The 15,940-nt window shown below is 69.5% G+C and carries 17 protein-coding genes and 1 pseudogene; all 18 read left to right on the top strand.

What is annotated here, in order from left to right; all coding sequences use genetic code 11:
* Nucleotide 1 precedes the first annotated feature (1 nt).
* The 18 genes and pseudogenes from ABD907_RS12095 to ABD907_RS12015 all read left to right on the top strand — a co-directional run bounded on the left by ABD907_RS12095 (nucleotide 2) and on the right by ABD907_RS12015 (nucleotide 15,833).
* The gene (locus ABD907_RS12095) at nucleotides 2-949 is read left to right on the top strand and encodes a cytochrome P450 (RefSeq protein WP_345216507.1); all 948 of its coding nucleotides are present in this window, start codon (nucleotides 2-4) and stop codon (nucleotides 947-949) included.
* Entirely contained in the window at nucleotides 946-1,104 is a 159-nt protein-coding gene (locus tag ABD907_RS12090; protein WP_345216506.1) for a ferredoxin, read from the top strand. The genes ABD907_RS12095 and ABD907_RS12090 overlap by 4 nt, the downstream gene beginning before the upstream one ends.
* A gap of 48 nt (nucleotides 1,105-1,152) precedes the next feature.
* Complete coding sequence (locus tag ABD907_RS21110) at nucleotides 1,153-1,551, top strand: FAD-dependent oxidoreductase (RefSeq protein ID WP_425555760.1); 399 nt, start codon at nucleotides 1,153-1,155, stop codon at nucleotides 1,549-1,551.
* Nucleotides 1,469-2,008 carry an FAD-dependent oxidoreductase gene (locus ABD907_RS12085; RefSeq protein WP_425555766.1) on the top strand — a complete coding sequence of 180 codons (540 nt, stop codon included), beginning with the start codon at nucleotides 1,469-1,471 and terminating at the stop codon, nucleotides 2,006-2,008. The genes ABD907_RS21110 and ABD907_RS12085 overlap by 83 nt, the downstream gene beginning before the upstream one ends.
* Nucleotides 2,009-2,084: 76 nt before the next feature.
* On the top strand, nucleotides 2,085-2,318 hold the full coding sequence (locus tag ABD907_RS12080; protein WP_345216505.1) for an oxidoreductase C-terminal domain-containing protein: 234 nt from the start codon (nucleotides 2,085-2,087) through the stop codon (nucleotides 2,316-2,318).
* 151 nt (nucleotides 2,319-2,469) lie between these two features.
* Nucleotides 2,470-2,787 (top strand): hypothetical protein, encoded by a 318-nt coding sequence (locus ABD907_RS12075; RefSeq protein ID WP_345216504.1) that lies wholly within the window; start codon nucleotides 2,470-2,472, stop codon nucleotides 2,785-2,787.
* On the top strand, nucleotides 2,784-3,164 hold the full coding sequence (locus ABD907_RS12070; protein ID WP_345216503.1) for a helix-turn-helix transcriptional regulator: 381 nt from the start codon (nucleotides 2,784-2,786) through the stop codon (nucleotides 3,162-3,164). The genes ABD907_RS12075 and ABD907_RS12070 overlap by 4 nt, the downstream gene beginning before the upstream one ends.
* 89 nt (nucleotides 3,165-3,253) lie before the next feature.
* Nucleotides 3,254-4,552 carry an ROK family transcriptional regulator gene (locus ABD907_RS12065; RefSeq protein ID WP_345216502.1) on the top strand — a complete coding sequence of 433 codons (1,299 nt, stop codon included), beginning with the start codon at nucleotides 3,254-3,256 and terminating at the stop codon, nucleotides 4,550-4,552.
* A gap of 48 nt (nucleotides 4,553-4,600) precedes the next feature.
* Nucleotides 4,601-5,923 (top strand): annotated as a pseudogene (locus ABD907_RS12060) (ABC transporter substrate-binding protein).
* Nucleotides 5,916-6,863 carry a carbohydrate ABC transporter permease gene (locus ABD907_RS12055; RefSeq protein WP_486334085.1) on the top strand — a complete coding sequence of 316 codons (948 nt, stop codon included), beginning with the start codon at nucleotides 5,916-5,918 and terminating at the stop codon, nucleotides 6,861-6,863. The pseudogene ABD907_RS12060 and the gene ABD907_RS12055 overlap by 8 nt, the downstream one beginning before the upstream one ends.
* On the top strand, nucleotides 6,860-7,684 hold the full coding sequence (locus ABD907_RS12050; protein ID WP_345216500.1) for a carbohydrate ABC transporter permease: 825 nt from the start codon (nucleotides 6,860-6,862) through the stop codon (nucleotides 7,682-7,684). Before ABD907_RS12055 ends, ABD907_RS12050 begins: the two co-directional genes overlap by 4 nt.
* Nucleotides 7,681-9,888: an alpha-N-acetylglucosaminidase gene (locus ABD907_RS12045; RefSeq protein ID WP_345216499.1), complete on the top strand. Its 2,208-nt coding sequence runs from the start codon at nucleotides 7,681-7,683 to the stop codon at nucleotides 9,886-9,888. Before ABD907_RS12050 ends, ABD907_RS12045 begins: the two co-directional genes overlap by 4 nt.
* On the top strand, nucleotides 9,885-10,787 hold the full coding sequence (locus tag ABD907_RS12040; protein ID WP_345216498.1) for an N-acetylmuramic acid 6-phosphate etherase: 903 nt from the start codon (nucleotides 9,885-9,887) through the stop codon (nucleotides 10,785-10,787). The genes ABD907_RS12045 and ABD907_RS12040 overlap by 4 nt, the downstream gene beginning before the upstream one ends.
* Nucleotides 10,784-11,749 (top strand): N-acetylglucosamine kinase, encoded by a 966-nt coding sequence (locus tag ABD907_RS12035; protein WP_345216497.1) that lies wholly within the window; start codon nucleotides 10,784-10,786, stop codon nucleotides 11,747-11,749. The genes ABD907_RS12040 and ABD907_RS12035 overlap by 4 nt, the downstream gene beginning before the upstream one ends.
* 132 nt (nucleotides 11,750-11,881) lie before the next feature.
* Nucleotides 11,882-12,019: a hypothetical protein gene (locus ABD907_RS12030; RefSeq protein ID WP_345216496.1), complete on the top strand. Its 138-nt coding sequence runs from the start codon at nucleotides 11,882-11,884 to the stop codon at nucleotides 12,017-12,019.
* Nucleotides 12,020-12,073: 54 nt separating this feature from the next.
* Nucleotides 12,074-13,309 (top strand): alpha-amylase family glycosyl hydrolase, encoded by a 1,236-nt coding sequence (locus ABD907_RS12025; protein WP_345216860.1) that lies wholly within the window; start codon nucleotides 12,074-12,076, stop codon nucleotides 13,307-13,309.
* 163 nt (nucleotides 13,310-13,472) lie between these two features.
* On the top strand, nucleotides 13,473-14,237 hold the full coding sequence (locus ABD907_RS12020) for a siderophore-interacting protein (protein WP_345216495.1): 765 nt from the start codon (nucleotides 13,473-13,475) through the stop codon (nucleotides 14,235-14,237).
* 234 nt (nucleotides 14,238-14,471) lie between these two features.
* Complete coding sequence (locus tag ABD907_RS12015) at nucleotides 14,472-15,833, top strand: DEAD/DEAH box helicase (protein WP_345216494.1); 1,362 nt, start codon at nucleotides 14,472-14,474, stop codon at nucleotides 15,831-15,833.
* Nucleotides 15,834-15,940: the final 107 nt, after the last annotated feature.

Here is a 15,940-nt window from a genome sequence, read left to right as displayed (position 1 = left end):
CATGGACGCACCGGAACACACTTGTTTTCGTCGAGCCCTGGGTGGTCGGTTCTCACCCAAGCGCGTCACACGTCTCGCCGAGACGATCGAGCAGATCGTGGACGACCGCCTGGACGCCATGGAACGATCCCAGAAACCCCTCGACCTTCAGTCCGTCTTCTCCCTACCGGTCGCTCTCGGGACGATCTGTCATGTGCTCGGCATTCATGTGCGTCCGGAATGGAACTCGATCCTCGACGTCATGGAGCTGGATCCGCCGCTCGAGGAAGACTTGCTCGCGGACTACCAGCAATTCCTTGCGGCGATGACAGAAGAGGTGAGCTCGCTCCGGGAAGCGCCCCACGAGGGCGTGCTGAGCTTCCTGCTGCACGACGTCGGCATGACCGACGAAGAAGTGGCGGGGGCCGGCCAATTCATGGTCGTCGCCGGGCACCACACGACGTCGAACATGATTACTCTCGGCACCCTGGTCCTGCAGCGCGACCGGCGCCACTGGGACGCGATCGCGCACGGCCCCGACGCACTCCCGAACATGATCGAAGAACTCATTCGGTACATCACGGTCCTGCAGCTGGCGCCCTTCACCCGCACGGCTACCGCGGACGTGACCATCGGCGACGTCCTGGTCCGTGCGGGCGAACGCGTCCAGGTGAGCAGCCCCGCCGCCAATCGCGACCCTGAGGTCTTCGAGCGCCCAGACGAGTTCGACCCGGAACGAGACCCTACCGGCCACCTGACCTTCGGTGACGGCGTTCATCAGTGCCTCGGTCAACACCTCGCCCGACTCGAGCTGCGAATCGCCTTCACCAGACTGGTCGAGCGGTTTCCCGACCTACGGCCGGCGGTGCCGATCGACGAGCTCGAGGTCAATCCCGGCACATATCCGGGGCACGGCGTCCACGCGCTGCCGGTTGCGTGGGGAGCTGACGACGAAGGGAGCACGGCATGAGCCGGATCGAGGTCGACGAGGCGCGCTGCGTCGCTGGAGGCCAGTGCGTGATGACAGCCGACGACGTGTTCGACCAGCGGGACGACGATGGTGTGGTCGTCCTACTGGACGCCGACCCGCCCGAGGAGCGGCTGGAGGCTGTCCGCCGTGCCTAGCTGCTGTGCCCGGCGGCCGCCATCCGCGTCAGCAGCCGGTGACCGGCGATGTCGTCGGATGCACCCGTTGTCGTCGTCGGAGCCGGAGCCGCCGGGGTGACGGTCGCCGAGGCTCTGCGCCGCGAAGGTGACAGGCGACCGATCATGCTCATCGGCAACGAGCCGCACATGCCCTACGACCGCCCGCCGCTTTCCAAGGCGTTCCCGCTCGGCACGGTCGACGAAGCTCGCATGACTCTTCGCGAATCCGCTGGAATCGCAAGCCTCGGCATCGATCTCCGACTCGGGCGAAGCGCGACCCGCCTCGAGACCACCACTCGGCGTCTCCACATCGACGACGGGTCGCTCGTCACGTACCGAGCTCATCCTGGCGACCGGCGTGCGGCCGAAGCTGCCCGACGGCGTCTCCGCCGATCAGGGCGTCCACCTGCTCCGGACGCTCACTGACGCCCGCCGACTCGCGGACGCGATCCGTACGGCCCGTAGCGCCGTCGTCCTCGGTGGCGGCCTCCTTGGCTACGAGATCGCGGCATCCGCTCGAAACCACCGGCCTGATGTGACGCTCGCGGATCGGCGTACGGCGCCGTTGGTGCGGCCGCTGGGGTCGATGGCGGGGCCGATGGTCGCGCAGCTTCACCGGGAACGCGGGGTACGCCTCCGTCTCGGTGCGGCGTTGCGGGAAGTACGACGTACCGGCCCCACCGCCGGCCACGAGGTGGTTCTCGACGACGGATCGTGCCTCACGTCCGACCTCGTCGTCGCGGCGGTCGGGTCGACACCCAACGTCGGCTGGCTCGCGGGGTCCGGTATCGACGTCGAGGACGGCGTACTCTGCGACTCGGCCGGCCGGGCCACCCCGGGTGTACGCCGTCGGCGACGTCGCCCGGTGGAGCTACGGCGCTGAAGGCGCCGGCCGCCTCGAGCATCGCTCCAACGCCACGGAGCAGGCCCTCGACGTGGCACGGCACATCGTCCACGGCATGCCTCCCGGCCGAGTCGCCCCGTACTTCTCGTCCGACCAATACGACGAACGCGTCCAGGTCGCCAGTTCGCTCCCGGACGGTGCCGAGATGCACGTCGTCGCAGGAGACACGAGCGCACGGCGATTCGTCATGACCGCCGAATACGGGGGCAGGACGACGGGCGTCCTCGACTGGCGCATGCCGAAGGACTTCGCCGCGGACCGCCGGTGGCTGGCGACGACCACGACATGACAGGCGTGGACGCCGATCTGCCCCGGCTCGATTTCTCCTGGGCCGGGTCGACCAGGGTGCCGGCGGGGTCCATCTACCGCCCGTACACGACGGCGTACTGGGAGTTCATCTGTGCATCGACGGCTCGGCACAGGTCACTTCGGGTGAGCAGGTGCTCGAGTTCGGTACCGGCGCGCTCCAACTGACTCCTCCCGGTCTCCGGAACTTCTACCAGTGGCATGCCGTGTCGAGCAGCAGCTACGGCTACGCGATCTTCACGATGCCGGAGGAACATCCCGGCTGGCTGCGATTCAGGACGGCGCGACCGGACGACATCGTGGTCTCGCTGCTCGATCACGTGCTCTGGCTCGACTCCCAGCACCCCGATGGCTCGCACCGATCCGCGACCGTCGCGCTCGCCTATGCGATCCGCGCCTTCGTCACACGAGCCTCGTCCACCCGTCACCCGACCGTCAGCTACCCGACGTGATCATCAGATCGCTCGGCGCGGTGCGGTCGCGATGGCAGTCGGAGGGTCCGTCGCAACTCTCGCTCAGCGAGCTCGCGGCCGCCGCGGGCGTAACCGGTGAGTACCTGTGCCGTGTCTACGGGCGCCACGTCGGAATGGGCCCCGTCTCGGCGATCCGAACGCTTCGCCTCTACCGCGCCGCCGAGCTGCTCTCCAGCACGAACCTGGGCGTCGCCGAGATCGCGAACGCACTCGGATTCGCCAACGAGTTCCACTTCTCGCGCTCCTTCCGGGTCCTGACAGGATGGGCGCCGTCCGCCTTCCGGCGAGATCCGGACGCACGGCTCGAGCTCACCGTGGAGCTGAGGCAACTCGGGGGCCTGCTGCGTCTGCTGTGAATGGCCCTTTCTTTCCATATGGCACGTATGTAATCTGGTACTGAACGAGCGGGCTACCCCGAGCTGCTCGCCGCGGACCAGGAGATGTCATGGCTGACGTACCCGTAGCGGTGGACCTGAGGTTCATGCGCGAGGTCAACACCGCTGCCGTGCTCGAGCAGCTGCGCGAGCACGAGCGGATGAGCGTCTCCCAGCTGGCCACCGGCACGGGCCTCTCGCGGCAAGCTGTCACGCGATCGCTGTCCGGCCTGCAGCAGCTTGGTCTCGTCGACTTCCTCGCGCCGCAGCGTTCGGTGCGGGGCTCCGGTCGGCCCGCGCAGACGGTGCGGTTCCGCGCCGAGGCGGGTTACGTCCTCGGCGCCCTGATCACGCCGCAACAGATCCGCCTGGCGCTCGCCGACCTCCTCGGCAACGTGGTCTCGTCCACGGTCACACCGCTGGTCGCCGACGGCGACGGCGACGGCGACGGCGACGGCGACGGACACGATGCCGTCTCCTCGCTCGTGGAGCAGGCCGCTGCCCTGTTGGACCGCGCGCGGGTCGCCACCACCGACGTCCACTCTGCCGCCGTCGGGGCTCCCGGCATCGTCGATCCCTCCCAAGGCGTGATCCGACTCGTGCCCAGCATGTCGGCACTGCGCGGGGACGTGCTCGTGCGAGCACTCGAGGAGCATCTCGACTGCCCGGTTTACCTCGACAACGACCTCAAGCTCGCCACGCAGGGTGAGCGCTGGCACGGCGTGCGCCGTGACGACGAGTCGCTGGTGGTCATCCACTGGGGAGAGCGCATCGGGGCCGGCATCGTCTTGAACGGCTCGCTGTACCGCGGCGCCACGAACGACGCCGGTGACCTGGGGTTCCTCGACCTCCTGGTCGACGCGGAGCTCACTGATCCGGAGCTCACTGACCCGGCACCTGGTCTCGGCCGCTTCGAAGGCTGGGCGGGCGCCGGCGCCCTGATACGGCTCACGCGCAAGGAGCTGGAGACGGCCGGCGATCACGAGCGTCTGCGGCAGATCGTCAACGCCGGCGAGCACGCCGTCGCCGTCGTCCTCGATGCCGCGCTGCAGGGTGATCCTTCCTGCGATGCCGCGCTCCGGCAGCTCGCTGCCCGATTCTCGGTGGGACTCGCAGCGATACGCGCCATTCTCGATCCGCATCTCGTCGTCCTCAGCGGGCCGCTTTCCCGGGCCGGTACACCGCTCTTGGAGACGATCCGACAGTGCCTCGCCGACTATCCGCTCGGGTCGCCCGAGCTCCAGATCTCGACGCTCGGTGAAGACGCAGTCGTGCACGGGGCGGTGCGCCACTGTCTGGACGAGCTGGAGAGCACCCGATACGAGCGAATCGAAGACAGGAACAGACCCGTCGCGGCGTACCGGCCATAACGGGGCGCCGGCCTCCGCACCATCCGACAAGTCCGAAGGAGAACAACCATGAACGTTCCCATCCGCCGTGCCGGTGTCGGCGTGCTCGCGACCGTCGCGCTGGCGCTCACCGGCTGTGCCACGTCAGGGAGCGGTGACGGCAACGACCAGACCGAGCCGACCGAGGTCTCCGACGAGATCACCGACGAACCGGTCACTCTTCGCCTGGCGTACACCGATGACCCGCCGACCGAAGCGCTCGTCGACGGATTCACCGAGAAGTACCCGAACGTGACCATCGAGACAGAGCAGACGGGCTTCAGCAACTACATCAGCTCGATCACCCGGTCCATGTCGTCCGAGGATGCTCCCGACATCGCGCAGTACAACCCTGGAGCCATGCGCTCGCTGGTTCCCGCCGGCGAGGTGCTGGACCTGGAGCAGTACTCGGATCTCTACAGCTGGGAGGAGTCCTTTCCCCCGGCGAGCCTCGAACAGCTGATGTCGGACGAAGAAGCGAAGGAGTTCGGCACTGGGAGCCTGTACGCGGCCCCCGGCGGACTCTCGGTTCTCGGCGTCTACTACAACAAGGAGATGCTCGAAGAGGCGGGCGTGGACTCCTTGCCAAGCACCCTCGATGAGTTCGTCGAGGCGATGGACACCGTGGAACAGGCCGGCACCCGTCCGTTGAGTCTCGGAGCGCTGCAGGTCGGCGCGATCCACCTCTGAAACGCCCTGCTCAACAGCGTCGGCAACGTCGAGGACTACCGCGACTGGGTCTACGGTGCGCCGGACGCCACCATCGAGACACCTGAGGCCCGCGAGGCGTCCGAGATCCTCGCCGACTGGGTCGAGGCCGGCTACATCGCAGAGGGCGCCAACGCGACGTCCGACGCGGACGCCCTAGCCAACTTCACGAGCGGCAGCAGTGCGTTCCACGTGACCGGAAACTGGGCCGCGGCCTCGGTCGAGCAGGAGATGGGCGACAACGCCGGCTTCTTCCTCCTACCGAACGAGAGGGCGGACGCGACGCCGGTCGCCTCCGGCTCGAGCGTCGCGTACTCCATCTCGTCCCGAACCGAGCACCCGGACGTCGCGGCGGCATTCCTCGACCACATGAGCAGCGCCGAGGCGGCTCGGATCCAGATGGACACTGGGTTCATGCCGGTCGACACGGAGGCCGACGTCGCGACCGAGGGACTGACGGGCGACATCGCCGACAGCTTCGGCCCGGTTGCCGAGAACGACGGCATCGTCCCGTTCCCCGACTTCGCCGCTCCCGGCATGATCGACCGCCTCACGGCAGGGCTCCAGGGCATCATCAGCAGCCAGACCACGCCCGAGGAGTACCTGAGCTCCTTGCAGGAGACCTGGGCCGACCATCATGGCTAGTCCGCCGATGAGCCAGGCGTCATCGCCACCTCTGGCACGCGCCGATGTCCGAAGAGGCAGGCCGCGCCGGCTTCAGCGCCGCAGAGCGTTCAAGGGCTGGCTCTACCTACTGCCGGCAGTGGCCATCTACTCCACGTTCGCGATCGCGCCTTCGCTGAACACGCTCCAGCTGTCGCTGCTCGAGTGGGACGGCGTCCAGGCACCGACGTGGGTCGGCCTCGACAACTACGCGGAGATCCTCCAGGATCCCGCGCTCTACAACTCAGTGCTGCACGCCCTCGCCCTGATTATCTTCTTCTCGCTGATCCCCGTCTGCGTCGGGCTGGTCATGACAGGGCTGCTCATGGGGCGCATCCGCCGCGGGATGACGTTCTTTCGCACCGTGTTCTTCCTCCCACAGGTGCTGCCCCTGGTGGCCGTCGGTGTCACCTGGCGATGGCTCTACAACGACACCGGCCTGATCAACCAGTTCCTGGAGACCATCGGGCTCGGCTCCGTCACCCGGCCTTGGCTCGGCGACTTCGATCTCGCGCTCGTCGCCCTCGGGCTCATCGGCACGTGGACCATGAGCGGCCTGTGCATGATGCTCTTCCTGAGCGGCGCCCAGAGGATCGACAAGGCGCTGTACGAGGCGGCGACTCTCGATGGCGCCGGACCTCTCCGCCAGTTCCGCAGCATCACCGTTCCCGGCGTACGCAAGGAGATCACCATCGCCGCGGTGATCACCACGATCGCTGCGCTGGCGAGCTTCGACCTCGTCTTCGTCACCACCAACGGTGGTCCCGCCGACCAGACCACCGTGCCGGCCTTGCTGGTCTACCGGCTTGCGTTCAACCAGGGCGAGATCGGCACCGCGAGCGCACTGGCGGTCACTCTCACCGCCCTCGTCGTGCTCTTCGTCACCGTCATCCGTCGCCTGGCGAAGGAGGGAGACGCATGAGACCCAGCCTCCCCGGCACCGGCCTGCGCTACGGCATTCTCTCGATCTTCGCTCTCGTGGTGCTGCTGCCCTTCGTGAGCATCGTGCTGGCGGCCCTGCACCCCTCCGGGTCTCAGGTCGCCGGCCTGAGCATCCCGGACGCGTGGTCCTGGGAGAATTTCGCGCTCGCCTGGGAGCAGGGCGGCTACGACGACCTCATGCGTTCGAGCTTCACGATCACGTTCGGCGTCGTGCCGATCGTCGTCGTCTGCGCAACCCTGGCGGGTTACTCCCTGGCGATCCTCAAGGTCTGGGGCCGGCACGTCATCTCGGTCGCGTTCGTGCTCGGACTGACCCTGCCCGTCGAGCTCGTCGTCATCGCGCTGTACTTCAACCTCCGGAACGTCGGCCTCACGAACAACCACATCGGCGTGATCCTTGCCGAGATAGCCCTATTTCTGCCGTTCAGCGTCTACTGGATGCAGTCCCATTTCTCGAGCGTGCCGGAAGAACTCGTGGAGGCCGGACGCATCGACGGAGCGCGCGACATGACGGTCCTGCTGCGGGTGCTGCTCCCGATCTCCTGGCCCGCGATCACGACACTGGCGGTGCTGGTCTTCATGTGGTCGTGGAACCAGTTCCTGCTCGTGATCGTCCTCATGCAGGACCCCTCGCTGCGGACCGCACCCGGCGGCCTCGGATTCTTCGTGGGGCAGTACTCGACGAACATCCCGCTGTTGTCGGCGGCGGCGATCATCACGATCGCGCCGATCGTCGCGGTCTACCTGATCTTCCAGCGCAACTTCGTCTCCGGAATCAGCCAGGGGGCGATCAAGGGATGAGGTCGGCACACGAAGGCCCTGACTGGGAGCCGGCGCTCGACGGCCTGGCGGCGCGGGTGATCGGCGCTCGAGCAGCAGACGTCACGTTCGAGTGGCTGGACGGTCCGGGACGACGCTTCTCCTACTCCGCGACGCAGGGGCAACTCACGGTACGGGCCACCGGACCGGGCAGCGCGGCAGTAGGGCTTCACGACTACCTGCGCCGCCACTGCGGCACGGCGGTCAGCTGGGACGACCCGCGCCCGCCCGGACCGCGCTGGCTGCCGGACGCACCGCCGACCGAGCGATCGGCACACGTCACCGAGACCTACTACCTCAACTTCTGCACGTTCAGCTACACGAGCGCCTGGTGGGACTGGGAGCAGTGGGAGCGCGAGATCGACTGGATGGCGCTCCACGGCATCACCACGCCGTTAATGATGGTCGGCCACGAAGCGGTGATCGAGCGGGTCCTCCTCGACGAGGGGCTCGAACCCGCCGCGGTGTCCGGCTTCCTGTCCGGACCGGCGTACCTGCCCTTCCTCGCGATGGGGAATCTCGACGGTTTCGCAGGTCCCCTGCCGGACGGCTGGATCCCGGCCCGCCGCAAGCTCGCCGGCCAGATCCTGCAGCGGCAGCGAGACCTCGGCATGCGCCCCGTGCTGCCCGCCTTCACGGGCCATGTACCGGCTGAGCTGGCGGCCGGCAGGGGTTCCTCCCGGGAGTGGCAAGGCCATCGCACGCAGGTGATCGGTCCAGAGGACCCGCTGTTCCGCCGGCTGGCGGCGTCGACGGTGCACGTCCAGCAGGAGCTGTGGGGCACAGATCACCGCTACGCCTCCGATCCGTTCATCGAGATGGTGCCGGTCGAGGACGATCCGGACTACCCGGGCAGGGTGGCCGAAGCGCTGCTCGCGGGACTGACCGATGCCGACCGGCAGGCCGTCTGGTTCCTGCAGTGCTGGCCCTTCGCCTACCAGAGCGACTTCTGGACCGAGGAGCGGGTGCGTGCCTTCCTCGAGGCCATCCCCGACGAGCGGCTGGTGCTACTGGATCTTTGGGCCGAGGAGGCACCCCAGTGGCGACGCTTCGACGGGTTCGCCGGCAGGGGCTGGATGTGGTGCGCGCTGCTCAACTTCGGCGGCCGCAACGACCCTCTCGCCGACCTTCCCGGCCTGGACCAGGAGCTGGATCGCGCGCTCGGCTCCGAGAACCCGCCGGTCGGTATCGGACTATCGATGGAGGCGACCGGCACCGCACCCGCCTACTTCGAGCGGCTGCTCGACCTGACGTGGCGGGACGCTCCCCCGCTCGGGGACTGGCTGCGCGAGTGGGCAGCCCAGCGGTACCGGCTGCCGGCCGGACCGGTCCTGGAGGACGCCACCGCGGCATGGCACGGGCTTGCGTCGACCGTGCTCGCGAGCGGGGACCTCAGGATCTTTCCCGAGGACTTCACGGGGCTGATCACACAGCGGCCCGAGCTCGACCTCTTCAGCAGCCCGAACCGACTCAGGCACGAGGTGTCCGAGCTGCTCTGGTACAAGCCGACGACGCTCGCCGACGCCTGGCGGTCACTCGTCGCGGTCGGTGAGGCCGCGCCCGAGCGTGCCGCAGGTGCCCTCGGTCACGACCTCGCCGAGGTGGCGTCGGCCGTCCTCCCCCGCTACGCGGAGCTGTGCTTCCTGGCGGCGTTCGACCCCGCGTCGGACCGTCAGGACGACGACGGAGCCCGCTTCTTCGCTGTCCTCGAAGACCTGGAGCGACTGCTCGGCACGCGGGCCGAACTGCGATACGACACCTGGGAGCGTGCGGCCGCTAGATGGGCCACCTCCCCGGAGGACGAGCGTGCGCTCGCCGACAACGCACGGCGCCTCGTGACGGTGTGGGGTGACGTCGGAGACGGCCGGCTCGACGACTACTCGGCCCGCCTGTGGGCCGGTCTTATCAGCTATTACCGTGACCGCTGGCGCCTGTGGGCCGATGCCCACAGGCATACCTCCGACGACGGAACCGGCAAGCACCTCGAGGCTGCCCTGCGCCGGCGCGAGCACGCATTCCTGCGCGACGGGCCCGCGCCGCTCCCCGCGGGCGGTGACGTCGTCGCCGAGTCGAGGCGGCTCGTCGACCGCTACGCCGATGCCTTCTGCGACGAGGTCCAGAGGTTCCGCGCGAACCTCCCCGCGGGCCGAGCGGGCACGCACCCGAAGATGGGAACAGATCGATGACCCCCGCTCATCCGGCAACCGAGGGGCGAAACCCCCGAACGCTCGACATCGATGCCGTACCTTCGGCCGAGGCGCTCGAGATGGTCCTGCGTGAGGATGCCGTCGCCATCGACGCCTCCCGGGCGGCCGTTCCCGAGCTCGCTCGGCTGGTGGACCGCGCCGTCGAGCGGCTCCAGGGAGGCGGCCAGATCCACTACGCCGGTGCCGGCGCCTCTGGACGGCTCGCAGTGCTCGACGCCACAGAGACCACGCCCACCTTCGGCGTCGATCCCGAGCTCATTCATGCCCACTTCCCCGGGGGTGCCTCGGCACTCGTCGACTCGACGATCGACCTGGAGGATGCCTTCGACCAAGGCCGGCTGGACCTCGCCGACGTGGCTGAGGTGGACCTCGTGATCGGAGTCACCGCTTCAGGCCATACGGCATACGTCCGTGGCGCCCTCCAGGCGGCCCGTACGATCGGCGCTGCGACAGCACTCGTCACGAGCAACCGCGAGTCACCGATCGCCGAGCTCGCCGACATCGTCGTCGCCGCCGACACCGGCCCGGAAGCACTGACCGGATCGACCCGGCTGAAGGCGGGCACCGCAACGAAGGTCATTCTCAACGCCTTCTCGACGGCGGTCATGATCGGCACGGGCCGGAGCTACTCAAACCTGATGGTGGGACTCGTCGCGAGCAACGAGAAGCTAAGGCAGCGCTCGACGGCACTGCTCACGGAAGCGACCGGTCGTCCACAGCCTGAGTGCCAGGAGATGCTCGCCGAGTGCTCCGGTCGACTCCCGCTCGCGCTCACACGCATGCTGTCCGGTGTCACCGGCGAGGCGGCCGAGGAGGCGCTGGCGCGCGGCGGCAGTGTCCGATCGGCCCTGCGCCTGGTGCAGGACGGTCGGGAGTGAGCCACGAGGACCCTCTCGGATCCGCGGCTGCCGGCGTCGACGTCGGAGGGGGCGGGATCCGGATAAGGGTCGAGCGTGATGGCCGGAGCGCCGAGCAGCGCCGGGACATAGCGATCCCCCGGCGCGGTGGCCGCATCGACGTACCGGCGGTGTGCGGCCTGATCCTCGACGGCCTGGATGGTGCGCTCGACGAAGTTGACGCTACAGGCCTGACTCGCGTGGGAATCGGCCTGACCGGCCTTCCCGGACTGGTGGAGGACTCGGAAGAGTTCTGGCGCCGGCTCAAGCCGGACCTCGGGATCGAGACCCTTGTCGTCGCCAGCGACGCGCTCACCACGCACGTCGGAGCGCTCGGCGGTGAAGCGGGATCTGTCGTCGCCGCGGGCACAGGCATGATCACTCTCGGAACGGACCTGGACCGCATCTGGAACCAGGCCGACGGATGGGGCGTGCTGCTCGGCGATGAGGGCAGCGGGGCCTGGATCGGACGACAAGGCCTCCAGGCTGCGCTGCGGAGCTACGACGGAAGGCCGGGAGGATCTGCGAAGCTACGAACGCGGATGTATGAACGGTTCGGCGACCCGCTCGAGGTGATCAACCAGGTCTATCCCGCCGAGTCACCGGCGAACCAGCTCGCCTCGTTCGCGCCCGCCGTCGAGGCCGCCGCCGCGCACGGCGATCCGGTGGCCGCTGGCATCTGGCTCGAGGCTGGCACGCTCCTCGGCTCCGCCGCCGTCGCGGCCCTACGCGGACTGCCCCCGCGAATCTCGTGGGGTGGCGGCTTGTTCAATGCCGGACACCTGCTGCTCGACCCGTTCCGTGAGGAGATCCGCCGTTCGCTCCCCGAGGCCGAGGTCCTGGAGCCGGTCGGCACGGCACTGCAGGGAGCGTTGCTGCTGGCCCGTCGCGCCGCGGACGGACGGGTCGCCACGCACGAGCCGCACCTGTACGTCTTCGGCTGAACGCGCCCCGCCTCACGGCGTCCGCTCTCGGCGCCGCGAGTCGGCCTCACGCGGTCCGCCCGGCCGGGGGCCTGGACGCCGGCACCGCCGATGGGTGCCCTACAACCAAATGGTTGTAGGGCATGCTGTCCCGTGAACAGGTCGACCACGCTCGTCGCGGCGTTCGAGACCCACGAACAGCTCGAGCAGCTCCTCGGCATGCGGATGGAGGAAGGGCTCGCGCCGGCCGTCGGACAGATGGACAGCCTGCTGGCCACCCCGTCGGCATGATCTGCGCCTAGCATCGTCCGGGTGAGCATCGAGCCGGCATGGGTCCCCGACGCCATGTGGTGGCACGTGTACCCGCTCGGCTTCACCGGAGCACCGGTGCGGCCGGCGTCGGAAAGCGAGCGAGCGCTGACCCACCGACTGCGCCACCTCGAGGCGTGGCTGGACCACGTCGTGGGCCTGGGCCTCAACGGCCTCCTGCTGGGACCGATCTTCGCCTCGGACACCCACGGCTACGACACGGTGGACTACTTCCGGATCGACCCACGCCTCGGCGACGACGCCGACCTCGACCGCCTCGTCGCCGCCTGCCACGCGCGCGGCGTGCGCCTGGTGCTCGACGGCGTGTTCAACCACGTCAGCCGCGCACATCCAGCCGCCCACGACCTGTCGCAGCAGGGTGAGGTCTTCGAGGGCCACGAGAGCCTCGTCGTGCTCGACCACTCCTCCCCCGCCATCGCCGACCTGGTGACCGAGGTGATGCTGCACTGGCTCGACCGCGGGATCGACGGCTGGCGGTTGGACGCCGCGTACGCGTTGCCGCCAGCGTTCTGGCAGCGGGTCCTCCCGCGGGTGCGTGAGCAGTATCCGGACGCGTGGTTCCTCGGCGAGGTGATCCACGGCGACTACCCCGCGATCGTGGCCGCCTCGGGCATGGACACCGTGACGCAGTACGAGCTGTGGCAGGGCATCTGGCACGGCATCAGCGATCACAACTTCTTCGAGACGGTGCACGCCCTGCAGCGCCACGACGAGATGCTCGCCTCCTTCGTGCCGGCCACGTTCGTGGGCAACCACGACGTCACCCGGATCGCCTCCGCCGTCGGCCACGACCTGGTGCCGCACGCGCTGGCGGTGCTGCTGACGGTCGCGGGGACCCCGAGCATCTACGCCGGTGACGAGCTCGGGATGACCGGGGTCAAGGAGGAGCGCCTGGGCGGCGACGACGCCGTCCGACCGATGTTCCCCGCGGAGCCACCGTCCCCGGAGGCGCTCGGGGACGACCCGGTCTGGCGCGCCCACCGCGAGCTGGTCGGCGTCCGCCGTCGCCATCCTTGGCTACGCACGGCGCGGACCGACGTCGTGCACGTGGCGAACGGCAGCCTCGTGCTGCGCACGGGCACCGGGGACGGCGCTATCGTCACCGTCCTCAACATCGACGGTGAACGGGTCACGCTCCCCGCCGCCGACGCCACGGCCGTACTGGCCGGCGCGGCGGACCTGGACGACGGCGAACGCGCGGTGACCCTGCCGGCTCACGGGTGGGCGGTGCTCGGCACCGGGGCCGGGTGACATCGCACCAAGGACCGTGCACCTCGGCAGCACCAGAGGTTAGGCTTGCCTAACCATGGCAACCCCTCACGCACCGGCCGGGGCATCGGCAGCCGCCGCTTCCCGAGCCGACGAAGCGACCCCCGCAGCCGACAAGTCGGGTGGCGCACCGCGGCGGAAGCGAGTGCCGCGCACCGTGACGGTCGCCGCCAGACGCGAGGTCTCACCGAACCTCGTGCGCGTCACGATCACCGGCGAGGAGCTCGAGAAGATCGACCCGACGCCGCACACCGACCGTTACGTCAAGCTCGTCATGGCCGAACCCGAGGAACCGGAGGCCCGCCCGGTCGTGCGCACCTACACGGTGCGTGCGGTGCGCGAGCGGGAGTGGGACCTCGACATCGTCCTGCACGGCGAGGTCGGCTACGGCGGACCCTGGGCCACCCGGGTCCGGCCCGGCGACGAGGTCACCTTCCTCGGTCCCGGCGGCGGGTACGCGCCGGACCCGGCTGCCAGCTGGCACCTGCTGGTCGGCGACGACTCCGCCCTCCCGGCGATCGCCGCCGCGATCGAAGCCATGCCGGGCGACGCCGTCGTCCGCGCCTTCGTCGAGATCGCCACCGAGGCCGACCGGCAGGAGATCGCCGGACCGGCCGACACCGCCATCACCTGGCTCGTGCGCGGGAACGGCACGCTCGAGGACGCCGTCATCGCCGCCTACGCCCGTGGCGACCTCCCCGACGGCGTCCCGCAGGCCTTCCTGCACGGCGAGGCGGGCTGCGTGCGCGTGCTGCGCCGCTGGGCACGTGCCGAGCTCGGCGTCACGCGCGAGGAACTCTCGGCGTCGGGCTACTGGCGCCGCGGCGTCGACGACGAGGCCTGGCGCACCCAGAAGCGCGACTGGATGGCCGCCGTCGAGAAGGACGACGAGGCGATCGAGAACCGCTGAGCGGCGAGGTCGCCAGCACGAGCGAGTGCCATGTCACTGCGCTCCCGGTGGTCCTGGAGAGCCGGGTCGTCTCCGGACGCTGTAGTGTGGTGCCCACTGGCCCGGGTGGTCTTGCCCCGGTCCTCGCGCAGAGCCTCGTATGGCCCGCTGCGCCCCTCGATATCGAGGCATGCTTCTTTGGTCCCGTCGCCGACGGGACGGCACGGCGAGACGCCGACCGAGAGAAACACACCTGTGACTTCTTCTGCTTCATCCAGCCCTGCTACCGGCACCTTCGCCGACCTGGGCGTCCCCGCTGACCTGCTTGCCGTCCTCGGCAGGTCCAACATCACCGTCCCCACCCCGATCCAGGCCGCGACCCTGCCGGACTCCCTGGCCGGTCGCGACGTGCTCGGCCGCGGTCGCACCGGATCCGGTAAGACCCTCGCCTTCGGCATCCCGCTGGTGGCCCGCCTGCGCCATTCGGGCCAGCAGCCGCAGACCAAGCGGCCGCGTGCGCTGATCCTGGCACCCACGCGTGAGCTCGTGACCCAGATCGAGGCGTCCGTCAAGCCCCTGGCCGACGCGGCCGGCCTTCGCACCTGCACCGTTTTCGGCGGCGTGGGTCAACAGCCCCAGGTGGACGCGCTGCGCCGCGGCGTCGACATCCTCATCGCCTGCCCAGGCCGGCTCGAGGACCTGATCGGCCAGCGCCACTGCGACCTCGGCGCGGTCGAGACCACCGTCCTGGACGAGGCCGACCACATGGCCGACCTCGGCTTCCTTCCCGCCGTGCGCCGCCTCCTCGACGCGACCCCGCGCGGAAGCCAGCGGCTGCTGTTCTCCGCCACCCTCGACGGCGCGATCGACGTGCTCGTCAGGCGGTACCTGCACAAGCCCTCGGTGCACGAGGCCGACTCGGCGCAGTCACCGGTCGTGGCGATGGAGCACCACGTGCTCAACGTCTCGCGCGACCTGCGACTGCCGGTCCTGATCGACCTCACCAGCGCACCAGGCCGCACCCTGGTCTTCACCCGCACCAAGCACGGCGCCAAGGCGCTGGCCCGCAAGCTCAACGGCAGCGGCGTGCCCTCGGTCGAGCTGCACGGCAACCTGAGCCAGTCGGCGCGCACCCGGAACATGGCCGCCTTCCACAGCGGTGCGGCCACCACCCTGGTGGCCACCGACATCGCCGCCCGCGGCATCCACGTCGATGACATCGCGCTCGTGATCCACGCCGACCCGCCCGCCGAGCACAAGGCGTACCTGCACCGCTCAGGCCGGACGGCCCGCGCCGGCGCGGCCGGGACCGTGGTCACCCTCGCCACCTCGGAGCAGTCCCGCGACGTGCGTGCGCTGACCCGAGCAGCCGGCATCAAGCCGGCCACCAGCACGGTCGACAAGATCGGGCACCCCGTGCTGCACCAGCTCGCCCCCGGCGAGCGGACCCAGCCCGGCGCCTGGATGGCCCCGACGAACCACACGGCACCGCAGCCCCGTCCGGCCGGGGCGGGACGGCGCAGCGGCGGCGGCCGCGGCCGTTCGCGCCGCCGTAACCGCTCCGGCGCCGGCGCGCCGTCCCGCACCGGCGCGAGCTCGCAGTCGCGCAACCGATAGTCGGCGACGCCTCGCCGGGCGGGCGACAGCTGCAAGCGTGTCGCCCGCCCGGAGACGGTTCTCCACCTCGCTCGCAGGCGACGCAGGCCGGGGCACAAGCTTGCCTG

This window comes from Georgenia halophila, assembly GCF_039541595.1.
Note: the sequence above shows the minus strand (reverse complement) of the source record. Positions and strands in the feature narration are given on the sequence as shown.

Bases quoted from the DNA above. Each gene is read 5' to 3' on its own strand.
- ABD907_RS12095 (WP_345216507.1), top strand. From the start codon at position 2: ATGGACGCACCGGAACACACTTGTTTTCGTCGAGCCCTGGGTGGTCGG.
- ABD907_RS12090 (WP_345216506.1), top strand. From the start codon at position 946: ATGAGCCGGATCGAGGTCGACGAGGCGCGCTGCGTCGCTGGAGGCCAG.
- ABD907_RS21110 (WP_425555760.1), top strand. From the start codon at position 1,153: ATGTCGTCGGATGCACCCGTTGTCGTCGTCGGAGCCGGAGCCGCCGGG.
- ABD907_RS12080 (WP_345216505.1), top strand. From the start codon at position 2,085: ATGCCTCCCGGCCGAGTCGCCCCGTACTTCTCGTCCGACCAATACGAC.
- ABD907_RS12065 (WP_345216502.1), top strand. From the start codon at position 3,254: ATGGCTGACGTACCCGTAGCGGTGGACCTGAGGTTCATGCGCGAGGTC.
- ABD907_RS12055 (WP_486334085.1), top strand. From the start codon at position 5,916: ATGGCTAGTCCGCCGATGAGCCAGGCGTCATCGCCACCTCTGGCACGC.
- ABD907_RS12050 (WP_345216500.1), top strand. From the start codon at position 6,860: ATGAGACCCAGCCTCCCCGGCACCGGCCTGCGCTACGGCATTCTCTCG.
- ABD907_RS12045 (WP_345216499.1), top strand. From the start codon at position 7,681: ATGAGGTCGGCACACGAAGGCCCTGACTGGGAGCCGGCGCTCGACGGC.
- ABD907_RS12040 (WP_345216498.1), top strand. From the start codon at position 9,885: ATGACCCCCGCTCATCCGGCAACCGAGGGGCGAAACCCCCGAACGCTC.
- ABD907_RS12025 (WP_345216860.1), top strand. From the start codon at position 12,074: ATGTGGTGGCACGTGTACCCGCTCGGCTTCACCGGAGCACCGGTGCGG.